The sequence below is a fragment of the Streptomyces sp. NPDC057565 genome, assembly GCF_042801455.1.
Lineage (GTDB): Bacteria > Actinomycetota > Actinomycetes > Streptomycetales > Streptomycetaceae > Streptomyces > Streptomyces yanii.
Genome location: NZ_JBHVFU010000012.1, coordinates 1 through 11,653, shown reverse-complemented (window position 1 = coordinate 11,653; position 11,653 = coordinate 1). Strand labels below are relative to the sequence as shown.

Sequence of the window (11,653 nt, the reverse complement as noted above, 5' to 3'; positions counted from 1 at the left end):
CAGACTCCAACACGCCCTAACGTAATCGCGCGCCCTTGGCGTGCACATGTTGTCATCCGATCTGACACGAGTGTGGAGGAACGTTACGATGCGTCATCTTCCAACCCGTACGACCCGCACAAGCGGCAGAACAGTCATCGGAGCGCTGGCCGCCGGTCTGCTCTGCGCAGCGGGCGCAACCGCTCCCGCCGTCGCGGACTCACCGACGACGGCGCCTGCCGCAGCGATCAGCCCGCAGTCCGACAACGGGCTCGCGCTCACCCCACCGATGGGATTCAACAACTGGAACTCGACCCACTGCCGGGCCGAGTTCAACGAGGCGATGGTCAAGGGAATCGCCGACATCTTCGTCGAGAAGGGCCTCAAGGAAGCCGGCTACCAGTACGTCAACCTCGACGACTGCTGGGCGAAGCCGCAGCGCAACGCGGACGGCAAACTGGAGGCCGACCCGGTGCGCTTCCCGAACGGCATCAAGGCCGTCGCGGACTACGTCCACTCCAAGGGGCTCAAGCTCGGCATCTACACCAGCGCGGGCACGAAGACGTGCGACAGCGTCGGACTGCCGGGGGCACTCGGCCATGAGTACAGCGATGCACAGCAGTTCGCGGACTGGGGCGTCGACTACCTCAAGTACGACAACTGCAACAACCAGGGCGTCGACGCGAAGAAGCGCTATACGACGATGCGCGAGGCACTGGAGGCCACCGGCCGTCCCATCGTCTACAGCATCTGCGAGTGGGGCCAGAACAAGCCCTGGGAGTGGGCCGCCGACGTCGGCAATCTCTGGCGCACGACGGGTGACATCAGCGACAGCTGGGGCAGCATGCTGTCGATCATGAAGCAGAACCTGCCGCTCGCCGCCGCCGCGGGACCGGGGCACTGGAACGACCCCGACATGCTCGAAGTCGGCAACGGCGGAATGACGGACACCGAGTACCGCACCCACTTCTCCATGTGGTCCGTGATGGCGGCGCCGCTGCTCATCGGCTCCGATCTGCGCAAGGCGACTCCGGAGACCTTCGAGATCCTCTCGAACCGGGAGGTCATCGCGGTCGATCAGGACCCGCTGGGAAAGCAGGGCGCCGTGGTCTCCTCCACCGGCGGGCGCTGGGTCGTCGCCAAGGAGATGGAGGACGGCAGCCGGGTCGTGGCGCTCTTCAACGAGACCGGGTCCGCGCAGCGCATCTCGACGACCGCGAAGGAGGTGGGTCTGCCGGAGGCCGACGCCTACACGACGCGCGACCTGTGGCAGCACACGACGTACAACACGGCGGGCGGCATCTCTGCGACCGTCCCGGCGCACGGCACGGTACTGCTGCGCGTCGCCGCCGACAGCAAGTGGGCCGCCTACCCGCCGGCCGTGGAACTCGGCCTGAACGGAAGCCCGTTGGTGGAGGCCGGCCGCAGCGCGCCGCTGACGACGACGGTCACCGATCTGGGCCGTACGCCTGCCAAGAGCGTCTCCGCGACACTCACCGGCCCCTCGGGCTGGCAGATCGAGGCGCTGTCGCCGACCGGCACCGACGCCGTGCCCACCGGCCGTGCGCTGACCACACGCTGGCAGGTGACGCCTCCCGCGGGCACAGCCACCGGTACGTACGATCTGAAGCTCAGCGCCCAGTACCGGTCACCGACCGGGACGCACGTGCGGTCCTCGGTGCCGTTCCAGGCGCATGTGGTGGTGGCACCCCCGGCGGGCAACAGCTATCTGAGCGATCTGCCGCAGCTCTCCGCGTCCAACGGCTGGGGTCCGGTCGAGAAGGACACCAGCAACGGTGAGAGCAAGGCGGGCGACGGCAATCCGATGACCATCGGCGGCACCGTCTTCGCCAAGGGGCTCGGGGTACACGCGGACAGCGCCGTCGAGTTCTACACGGGTGGTGCGTGCAGCGCCGTGACCGCCCAGGTCGGAGTCGACGACGAGACGGGGACCAATGGCACGGTGTCGTTCGAGATCTGGGCGGACGGCACGAAGGTGGCATCGACCGGTGTCCTGACCAACGCGATGGCCGCGCAGCCGATCACCGCGGATGTGAGCGGCGCGCAGGTGGTACGTCTGGTGGTCACCGACGGCGGGGACGGGATCAACTACGACCACGCCGACTGGGCGAACCTGCGGATCGGGTGCTGAGTCCGGCACGGGTGCCGGGCGCCGTAGGAGGAGTGCCCGCCCGGTAAGAGGGCCGGGCGGGCACCGAGTACGGGCCTGGAGGCGCTTCCCGAACGGTTCCGGGCAGGGGCGCGGCCACCGGGCACGCCCGGCTTCCGAACCTGGTTGGGCTGCCGGAGGGGACGGGTCGCCGCGCACCGCCCGGCAGCCGGACCGTGTTCAGCCGCTCAGTACGGCCGCGGCCGCCGCCCCACCCGGCCTGACCGCCGAGGCGGCGGCCGCGGCGCCCACCAGACCCGCGTCCGTACCCATCACCGCGGGTGCCACCGTGAGCTGTTGGACGAACGAGAGTGTGGCGTAGCTGCGCAGGGCGCGGCGCAGCGGAGCGAAGAGGACGTCGCCCGCACCGGCCACTCCCCCACCGATGACGGCGATGTCGATCTCGACCAGCGTGGCGGTGGCGGCGATTCCGGCGGCCAGCGCCTGCGCGGCGCGCTCGAAGGAGGCGACCGCCACCGGGTGTCCGGCCCGTGCGGCCGCGGCCACGGCGGCGGCCGTGGCGTCGCCGTCCGGGCCGGGCTGCCAACCGCCCTGCAGGGCGCGGCGGGCGATGTTCGGCCCGCTGGCGATCCGTTCCACACAGCCACGCGAACCGCACGGACACGGGTCGCCGTCCAGATCCACACTGATGTGACCGATGTGACCGGCGTTGCCGGTAGGCCCCGGGTGCAGCTTGCCGCCGAGGACCAGACCGCCGCCGACCCCTGTCGACACGACCAGGCACAGCGCGTTGTCGTAACCGCGGGCCGCACCGAGCCAGTGCTCGGCCGCGGTCATCGCGACCCCGTCACCGACCAGCTCCACGGGGAGCCCCCCGGCGGCCCTCCGCACCCGGTCCACCAGCGGGAAGTCGCGCCAGCCGGGAACGTTGACGGGACTGACCGTCCCCGCCGAGGCATCCACCGGACCTGCGCTGCCGATGCCGACGGCAGTCGCCCGGTCCCACAGCGGCGATGCGGTCAGCTCGGCCAGCACGTCCGTCACCGCGCCCATCACCGTCTCGCCGCTCTCCCGGGCGGGCGTCGGCCGCTGCGCCCGCACGAGGAGCGTGCCACTGCCGTCCACCAGAGCGCCGGCGATCTTGGTGCCGCCGATGTCGAGCGCGGCGACGAGGTCGGTATGCATCGGTGTGGGCTCCGGATGAGTGAGGGGTCGGGGACCTGCAGCTTCAGTAAATAGTCTGCCTAGTCTCTATTCAGTTGACAACGTTGTCCAGGGCCTATGCTCGACGGCACAGCCTCCGGCACCTCCGCGGCAGCCGTCTGCGACCGGCCGGACAGCCCGCACCCGACGACAGGACAGCGCATCGTGGCAGAGACCGCCCGTCACTCCGAGCCCCGCTACGGCAACCGGCCGACCATGAAGGATGTGGCCGCCAGGGCCGGAGTGGGCCTCAAGACGGTCTCCCGCGTGGTCAACAGCGAGCCGGGGGTCACACCGGACACCGAGCGCCGGGTCCAGGAGGCGATCGATGCGCTCGGCTTCCGCCGCAACGACAGCGCGCGTGTGCTCCGCAAGGGTCGCACCGCCTCCATCGGCCTGGTCCTGGAGGATCTCGCCGACCCGTTCTACGGGCCGCTGAGCCGCGCCGTCGAGGAGGTCGCCCGCGCCCACGGTGCCCTGCTCATCAACGGTTCGAGCGCCGAGGACCCGGAGCGCGAGCAGGAACTCGTGCTCGCGCTGTGCGCCCGCCGGGTGGACGGGCTGATCGTGATTCCGGCCGGTGACGACCACCGCTACCTGGAGCCGGAGATAAAGGCGGGGATCGCCACCGTCTTCGTGGACCGCCCGGCGGGCCGGATCGACGCCGACATCGTCCTCTCCGACAGTTTCGGCGGCGCCCGGCAGGGTGTCGCCCATCTCATCGCGCACGGACACCGCAGGATCGGCTTCATCGGTGACCAGCCGCGTATCCACACGGCCACCGAGCGTCTTCGCGGGTATCACGCCGCGATGACGGACGCCGGGATCGCCGTCGAGGACTCCTGGGTCTCCCTCGGCTCCACCGACCCGGCGCGGGTCAGGGCGGCCGCCGAGGCGATGCTCTCGGGTCCCGAACCGGTCACCGCGCTCTTCGCGGGCAACAACCGGGTGACGGTCACCGCGGTGCGCGTGCTGGCGGAGCGGGAGCGTCCGGTCGCCCTGGTCGGTTTCGACGACATCGAACTGGCCGACCTGCTGGGCATCACGGTCATCTCCCAGGACGCCGCGGCCGTGGGCCGGACGGCGGCCGAGCATCTCTTCCGCCGGCTGGACGGCGCGGACGACGCCCCGGCGCGGGTGGAACTGCCGACGTCCCTCATCGCCCGCGGCTCGGGCGAACTGCCGCCCGCCTGAGCCGGGGCGTCGACGGACCGGCTCGATCAGCTTCCGGCGGGCGTCAGCAGCGCGTCCGCCACTGACGTGCGTGCGTAGAGAACCGAGCGTCCGGCGCGGTGGGCGGTCACCAGGCCCGCGTCGCGCAGGGCCGTGAGGTGCTGGGAGACGCCGGCCGCGGACAGTCCGGAACGCCGGGCGAGCGCGGTGGTCGACGCGGGGGTGTCGAGCTCGGTCAGAAGCAGGGTGCGGGAGCGGCCCAGGACAGCGGCAACCGCATCGGCGGCTGCGGTGCTGCGCGGCTCCCAGAGGGTGCCGATACCCCTTGCCGGATAGGCGAGTTGAGGAGGGTCCGGCGCCACCGAGCGGGTGAGCACCCGCGGCCAGGCGAACACGGAGGGCACCAGCAGCATCCCCGCGCCCGAGTCGGCGCGGGTCAGGGCGCAGTGGCGGCGTACCAGGCGCAGGCTGCTCTCGTCCCATCGCACCGAGTCGTGCAGTTCATTGAGGACCTGCGCGGCCCCGAGCTCGGCAACCTGCCGCGCCCGGCGGAACACATCGGCTTCGAGCAGCCGGCGGATCCGGGCCCAGTACGGCGCGAGCGCCAGCTCCCAGTAGGTCTCGATCTCGGCGGCGACCTTCTCCAGCGCCGGTTCCGGAGCCTCGCGCAGCAGTCCGAGCCGCGCGGACCGCCCGAGGTCCCGCTCGACGCCGAGCCTGTCGAGATCGGTCCGCACCCGCTCGGGCGGGGTCTTCCGGATCGCCTCCAGTTCGGCCGCGAGTTCCGGGAACGGGGCGGGCGGTGTCGGGTTGAGGAAGTCGGCGAGATATCCACCGGCGGGGATCAGCTCGGCGAGCCACCCGCGGTCGAGCCCCGCTTCCGCCAGCCGGGGCCGTACCTGCGCGGCCCAGCGCCGGTGCAGCGGCGGTTCGCTCTCGGCGCGCAGCAGCCGGAAGCTGGTGACGACCTCCCACATCGGGGAGATGGCGAAGCGGGTCTGCGCCAAGTCTGCGGTGGAGAAGCTCAGTTCCGACTCCATGTGCCCCCGCTGTCCCGGTCCCTCGGGCCGATCGCCCGTTGGATTCGGTCCCACCTTAATCAATGGTCCGGTATCGCGGTGGGGCTGCACGCTCCTCGCATGCTCTCCACCTTTCGCGGCCTTCCGCCCACGGTCTGGACCCTCTTCGCCGGCACGATCATCAACCGGCTCGGCTACCTGGTCACTCCGTTCCTCGTGTTCTTCCTTGCCGCACGCGGCGTCACCGGCACCCAGACCTCGTACGTCCTCGGCGCCCTGGGCGCGGGCAACCTGCTCGGCCCCGCAGTCGGAGGACTGCTCGCCGACCGGATCGGCCGCCGCCCGACGATGCTCATCGGTCTCCTCGGCGCCTCCGGAGCGCAGGGTGCGCTCTTCCTCGCACCGGGTGTGCTGACGATGGCCGGCGCCGCGCTGCTGCTCAGTGCGGCAGGCGCGATGATCAGCCCTGCGGTGTACGCGCTGATGGCCGACTCCGTGGACGCGGAGCGCCGACGGCGGGCGTACGCACTGTTCGGCTGGGGCATCAACATCGGTACGGCGGCGGCAGGCGTCCTCGGTGGATTCCTCGCCGCCCACGGCTACTGGCTGCTCTTCGCGGTCGACGCCGGGACCATGCTGCTGTACGCCGTCGTCGTCGCCACCCGGGTGGCCGAGACACGGACGCCGAAGGACCGGGCCGAGGCGCACGACGGCATCGGATACGGCGTCGTCCTCCGCGACCGGCTGCTGCTCGCATTGCTCCCCCTGTTCGGGGTACAGCTCTTCGTCTATTCACTGACCGAGGTCGCCCTGCCGCTGGCCGTCCACGACAGTGCGCTTTCCCCTGCGGTCTACGGGGCCATGGCGGCGGTCAACGCGGTGCTGGTGGTGGTCCTGCAGCCGTTCGCCACAGCCCACCTCGCACGGCTGCCGCAGATTCCGGTGCACGCCGCCGGCAGCGTTCTCATCGCCGTGGGTGTGGCGCTCACAGGTGTCGCGGACAGCGTCGCGGGTTACACGCTGTCGGTGGTGGTCTGGTCCGTGGGCGAGGCGTGCGTGTCCGGGATCGCCTCCGCGATCGTCGCCAACCTCGCCCCGGCCCACGCACGGGGCCGCTATCAGGGGGCGTTCCAGTGGACCTGGGGGGTCTCCCGGTTCGCGGCCCTGACCCTGGGCGTCACTGTCTATACGGCTCTCGGTCCGGCGGTCCTCTGGTGGTCGGCACTGCTGGGCGGTGTCCTCTGCTCGGTCGCGCCGCTTGCCCTCGCGGGCCGCATCACAGGTCGCATGAACCACGAGCTGGCGGCCTGAGACACCGGAGAGCCCGGTCTCAGCCTCTGCTGAGCCGTCCGAGCGCCAGCCCGGCGAGCAGCGCCGCGGCGTCACCCAGTACGGAGTCGTCGAAGACGGCTTCCGGGGAGTGGTTGTAGGGAGCTGTGGCGGGGTCGCGATCGGCCGGGCAGGCACCGAGCATCAGATAGGCGGAGGGGACGTGTTCACCGATGAAGGCGAAGTCCTCGGCCCCGGCGATCGGGTGCGGCAGCTCGAAGCAGCGGTCCGCCCCGAACAGTTGGGCCGCCGTCTCGGCTGCGTACGCCGCCTCGACGGGGTCGTTGACGGTGACGGGATAGCCCTCGTCGACGACTGCTTCCACGGTCAGCCCGTGGGCCTCCCCGATGCCGCGTACGACCCGGGGCGCTTCCTGGAGCACACGGGCCCGCGCCCCGGCCGAGAAGGACCGGATGCTCGCGGAGAACACGGCCTCGTCCGGAATGACGTTGTGGGCGGTGCCCGCGTGAAAGCTGCCGACGGTCACGACGACCGGGTCGAAGGCGTCGAAGCGGCGCGTCACCATGGTCTGCAGCCCTGTGACGGCTTCGCAGGCAGCCGGGATGGGGTCCAGGGCGCTGTGCGGACTGGATCCGTGCCCGCCGCGCCCGCGCACGGTCACGTCGAGGCTGTCGGCGGCGGCCAGGATCGGTCCGGGGCGGGTGCTGACGAAACCGTGCGGCAGCAGGGCGGACGCAACATGGAGGGCGTACGCGGCCACCGGCCTGGTCCCCGCGGCATCGAGCACACCTTCGTCGATCATCACCCGGGCCCCGGCGTCGCCTTCCTCGCCGGGCTGGAACATGAACACCACGGTTCCGGCCAGAGTGTCGCGCCGCTCGCAGAGCAGCCGCGTGGCGCCGACCAGTCCTGCGGTGTGGAGGTCGTGGCCGCAGGCGTGCATCACGCCGGGGACGGCGGAGGCGTACGGCAGTCCGCTGGTCTCCTGCACCGGCAGCGCGTCCATGTCGCCGCGCAGCAGCACCACCGGTCCGGGCAGCGCGCCGCGGAGCACGGCCGTGACCGAGGTGAGCTGCTTGCCGAGGGTGATCTCGAGGGGCAGTCCCTCCAGCGCTGCCAGCACCTTCGCCCGGCTCAGCGGCAGTTCCAGGCCGATTTCCGGCTCCTGATGCAGCGCGCGGCGCAGCCCGACCAGTTCGGGCAGGAGCGCGGCAGCGGATCCGCGGAGGTCGGCGTGGCGGCGAGCGGCATCGGTCATGGCGTCTCCTCGCGAGTCGGTCCCGCCATCCTCGCCGTTTTCGGCTCCCGCGCCACCCCCGGTCCTCCCGGCGGCAATCGGCGTATCGACGGGGAGTTCCGCGTAAACCGCTTGTTGTGTCTGTCGTACGGTCACCAGGATGGCCCCATGCCTGCTTTCACCGCTCCCGACGGAACCGAACTCACCTATCACCTCGTGGGTGAGGGCGAGCCGGTGCTCGTCCTGCCCGGTGGACCCATGCGCGCCTCCGCCTACCTCGGCGATCTGGGCGGCCTGGCGAGCCGGCGCCAACTGGTCATGCTCGATCTGCGGGGCACCGGCGGCTCAGGCATCCCCGCCGACCCGGCCACCTACCGCGTCGACCGGCAGGTGGCCGATGTGGAGGCGTTCCGCGATCACCTCGATCTGGACCGCGTGGACGTTCTGGCGCACTCCGCGGGCGGCGATCTCGCGATCCTCCACGCGGCCCGGCACCCCCGGCGCGTCCGGACCCTCACGCTGATCACCGCCCGTGCGCGTGCCCTCGGTGTCGACTTCACCGAGGAGCATCGCCGCGAGGCCGCCGCGCTGCGCAGGGCCGAGCCGTGGTTCGAGGCCGCACACGACGCGTACGAGGCCGTCTGGGCAGGCTCCGCCACCGACGCCGACTGGGATGCCATTGCCCCGTTCTTCTACGGCCGTTGGGACACCGCCGCCCAGGCGCACGCCGCGGCCGATGCCGAGCAGAGCAACTACGGGGCCGCGGACGTCTACGCGTCCCCCGATGCCTTCGCCCCTGCCACGACCCGCGAGGCCGTTGCCGCGCTGGACGCCCGGGTCCTGGTCCTCGCGGGCGAGCTGGACAGCGGTCCGCTTCCTCGCGTCGCGGCCACCGTCGCAGGGTTGTTCCCCAAAGCCGAACTGGCCGTCCAGCCCGGCGCAGGTCACTTCCCGTGGCTCGACGATCCCGTCCGCTTCAGCGGGACCGTCGAGACCTTCCTGCGGGGCTGACGGTACGGCCCACGGCCTACGGCGCCGTCACCGTGAGTCCTCCGCGCCGGGGCGAGGCGAACGCGTCGAGGTCCGCCCGCGTCAGCCCCGTCAGGCGGGCGACCTCGGCGGTGTCGAGTGCACCGCAGTCGATGCCGCGCAGCAGGTATCCACTGAGAGCCTTGGCGGTGGCGGGCTCGTCCATGACGTCGCCGCCGGCCTTGGCGACATACGCGGCGAGCCGGGCGGCGGCCTGTTCCAGGCCCTCGCGATAGAAGGCGTAGACGGCCGCGTAACGGGTCGGCAGGTGGCCGGGGTGCATGTCCCAGCCCTGGTAGTAGGCGCGGGCCAGCGCACGGCGGGTGAGCCCGTAGTGGAGCCGCCACGCCTCGTGGACCTGGTGGGTGGGGCCGACCGGGAGGACGTTGGTCGAGCCGTCGGAGACACGTACGCCGGTACCCGCGGCAGCCACCTGCATGACCGCCTTGGCGTGGTCGGCGGCCGGATGGTCGCTGGCCTGGTAAGCGGCGCTGACGCCCACGCAGGCGCTGTAGTCGAAGGTGCCGTAGTGCAGGCCGGTCGCGCGGCCCCCGGCGGCATCGATCATGCGGGCCACGGCGGCGGTGCCGTCGGCGGCGAGGATGGACTGGCTGGTCTCGATCTGGATCTCGAAACCGAGCCGGCCCGACGGCAGGCCGTGGGCCTGCTCGAAGGCGTCGAGGAGCCGGACGAAGGCGGTGACCTGTTCGGGGTACGTCACCTTGGGAAGGGTGAGCACCAGGCCCTCGGGGAGCCCGCCCGCCTGCATCAGGCCGGTGAGGAAAATGTCCGTGGTGCGGATGCCCCGGTCTCGCACGGCGGCCTCCATGCACTTCATCCGGATGCCCATGTACGGGGCCGCCGTGCCGTTCTCGTACGCCTCCGAGACCAGCCGCGCGGCGCGGGCGGCAGCCTCGTCCTCCTCGGCGTCGGGGCGGGGGCCGTAGCCGTCCTCGAAGTCGATGCGCAGGTCTTCGACGGGCTCGCGCTCCAGCTTGGCGCGGACGCGGTCGTGAACGGGCGCGGCGAGCTCCTCCGGGATGCCGAGGACGGTGGCGAACGAGGCCGCATCGGGGGCATGCTCGTCGAGGGCTCGGAGCGCCCGGTCGCCCCAGGAACGGATGGTCTCTGCGGCAAAGGTGTCGCCGGGGACGTAGACCGTGTGGACGGGCTGGCGGGTGCCGGGGTCTCCCGGGTAGCGGCGGGCGAGTTCGGCGTCCACCGTGGTGAGGGAGGCACTGATCTCCTCGCTGACCGCACCGGCGAGGCTCGTTGCCACCTTCTCCTGCTGACCCATGTCCACACCCTCCACAGTGCCGCTGTTTCCGCTTCCCGGAATCAACAATCCGTATAGTGAAGTTATAAGGCCACCGGACCTGCGTCAATGGTGATCAGAAACGGTCCGGGGCCGCGCGGTGAGAACACCACGCGGCCCCGGACCATCGAGCAGGGGTACAGCCCCCCGACAGGTCAGCCCTTGCGGGAGTTGACCTCTTCGGTGAGCTGGGGGACGACCTGGAAGAGGTCGCCGACGATGCCGTAGTCGACGAGGTCGAAGATCGGGGCCTCGGCGTCCTTGTTGATCGCGACGATGGTCTTGGAGGTCTGCATGCCGGCCCGGTGCTGGATCGCGCCGGAGATACCGGAGGCGATGTAGAGCTGCGGGGAGACACTCTTGCCGGTCTGGCCGACCTGGCTGGAGTGCGGGTACCAGCCGGCGTCGACCGCGGCGCGCGAGGCACCCACGGCCGCGCCGAGCGAGTCGGCGAGCGCCTCGATGATCGCGAAGTTCTCCGCACCGTTGACCCCGCGGCCGCCGGAGACCACGATCGCGGCCTCGGTCAGCTCCGGGCGCCCGGTCGACTCGCGCGGGGTGCGCGAGACAACCTTCGTGCCGGTGGCCTGCGCGGAGAACGAGACCGCCAGGGCCTCGACCGCACCGGCGGCCGGGGCCGGCTCGACGGGCGCCGAGTTCGGCTTGACCGTGATGACCGGGACACCGTGCGAGACACGGGACTTGGTGGTGAACGACGCCGCGAACGCGGACTGGGTGGCGACCGGACCCAGCTCACCGGCCTCCAGGTCCACCGCGTCCGTGATGATCCCGGACCCGATCCGGACCGCGAGCCGGGCCGCGATCTCCTTGCCCTCCGCGGAGGACGGCACCAGCACCGCGGCCGGGGACACCGCATCGAACGCGGCCTGCAGCGCATCGACCTTCGGCACGACCAGGTAATCGGCGAACTCCGACGCCTCGGCGGTCAGGACCCTGACCGCACCGTGCTCGGCAAGCACCGCCGCGGTACCGGCCGCACCACCGCCCAACGCGACCGCGACCGGGTCACCGATCCGGCGGGCCAGCGTCAAAAGCTCCAGAGTGGGCTTGCGGACGGCACCGTCCACGTGATCGACATAGACGAGAACTTCAGCCATGGGACTTCAATCTCCTGCACAAACGAGGGTGAGAGGAACGTACGGGGCCGAACAGGCCGACCGATCAGATGAACTTCTGGCCCGCGAGGAACTCAGCCAGCCGCTTGCCGCCCTCGCCCTCGTCCTTGACGATCGTGCCCGCCGTGCGGGCCGGACGCT

Annotated in this window: 9 protein-coding genes and 1 pseudogene; 4 read left to right on the top strand and 6 right to left on the bottom strand. The window is 71.3% G+C overall.

The features are described from left to right. The first annotated feature begins 88 nt into the window (after positions 1-88). Positions 89-2,131 (top strand): NPCBM/NEW2 domain-containing protein, encoded by a 2,043-nt coding sequence (locus ACFU8W_RS22310; protein ID WP_384039826.1) that lies wholly within the window; start codon positions 89-91, stop codon positions 2,129-2,131. Between the two features lie 198 nt (positions 2,132-2,329). Here ACFU8W_RS22310 and ACFU8W_RS22305 read toward each other — a convergent pair whose 3' ends face one another. Further along, positions 2,330-3,295, bottom strand: coding sequence for an ROK family protein (locus ACFU8W_RS22305; RefSeq protein WP_384039823.1), 966 nt, complete (start codon positions 3,293-3,295; stop codon positions 2,330-2,332). Positions 3,296-3,478: 183 nt separating this feature from the next. Here ACFU8W_RS22305 and ACFU8W_RS22300 point away from each other — a divergent pair, with 183 nt between their 5' ends. After that, positions 3,479-4,507: a LacI family DNA-binding transcriptional regulator gene (locus ACFU8W_RS22300; protein WP_345511925.1), complete on the top strand. Its 1,029-nt coding sequence runs from the start codon at positions 3,479-3,481 to the stop codon at positions 4,505-4,507. A 26-nt stretch (positions 4,508-4,533) separates the two neighbouring features. Here the strand turns inward: ACFU8W_RS22300 and ACFU8W_RS22295 are convergent, their stop codons facing one another. Continuing rightward, the gene (locus tag ACFU8W_RS22295) at positions 4,534-5,526 is read right to left on the bottom strand and encodes a DUF5937 family protein (RefSeq protein ID WP_384039820.1); all 993 of its coding nucleotides are present in this window, start codon (positions 5,524-5,526) and stop codon (positions 4,534-4,536) included. Between the two features lie 99 nt (positions 5,527-5,625). Here ACFU8W_RS22295 and ACFU8W_RS22290 point away from each other — a divergent pair, with 99 nt between their 5' ends. Next, positions 5,626-6,816, top strand: coding sequence for an MFS transporter (locus ACFU8W_RS22290; RefSeq protein WP_345511506.1), 1,191 nt, complete (start codon positions 5,626-5,628; stop codon positions 6,814-6,816). Between the two features lie 19 nt (positions 6,817-6,835). On the opposite strand, the gene ACFU8W_RS22285 is transcribed toward ACFU8W_RS22290, so the two are convergent. Further along, complete coding sequence (locus ACFU8W_RS22285; protein ID WP_384039817.1) at positions 6,836-8,053, bottom strand: M20 family metallopeptidase; 1,218 nt, start codon at positions 8,051-8,053, stop codon at positions 6,836-6,838. Positions 8,054-8,200: 147 nt separating this feature from the next. On the opposite strand from ACFU8W_RS22285, the gene ACFU8W_RS22280 reads away from it, so the two are divergent. Then, positions 8,201-9,043, top strand: a complete 843-nt coding sequence (locus tag ACFU8W_RS22280; RefSeq protein WP_384039814.1) for an alpha/beta fold hydrolase — start codon at positions 8,201-8,203, stop codon at positions 9,041-9,043. A gap of 16 nt (positions 9,044-9,059) precedes the next feature. Here the strand turns inward: ACFU8W_RS22280 and ACFU8W_RS22275 are convergent, their stop codons facing one another. The 3 genes and pseudogenes from ACFU8W_RS22275 to ACFU8W_RS22265 all read right to left on the bottom strand — a co-directional run. Next, positions 9,060-10,358 carry a DUF6986 family protein gene (locus ACFU8W_RS22275; protein ID WP_384039811.1) on the bottom strand — a complete coding sequence of 433 codons (1,299 nt, stop codon included), beginning with the start codon at positions 10,356-10,358 and terminating at the stop codon, positions 9,060-9,062. A 173-nt stretch (positions 10,359-10,531) separates the two neighbouring features. Continuing rightward, positions 10,532-11,494 carry an electron transfer flavoprotein subunit alpha/FixB family protein gene (locus ACFU8W_RS22270; RefSeq protein WP_384039808.1) on the bottom strand — a complete coding sequence of 321 codons (963 nt, stop codon included), beginning with the start codon at positions 11,492-11,494 and terminating at the stop codon, positions 10,532-10,534. A 64-nt stretch (positions 11,495-11,558) separates the two neighbouring features. Next, a pseudogene (locus ACFU8W_RS22265) lies at positions 11,559-11,653 on the bottom strand (electron transfer flavoprotein subunit beta); the annotation flags it as partial.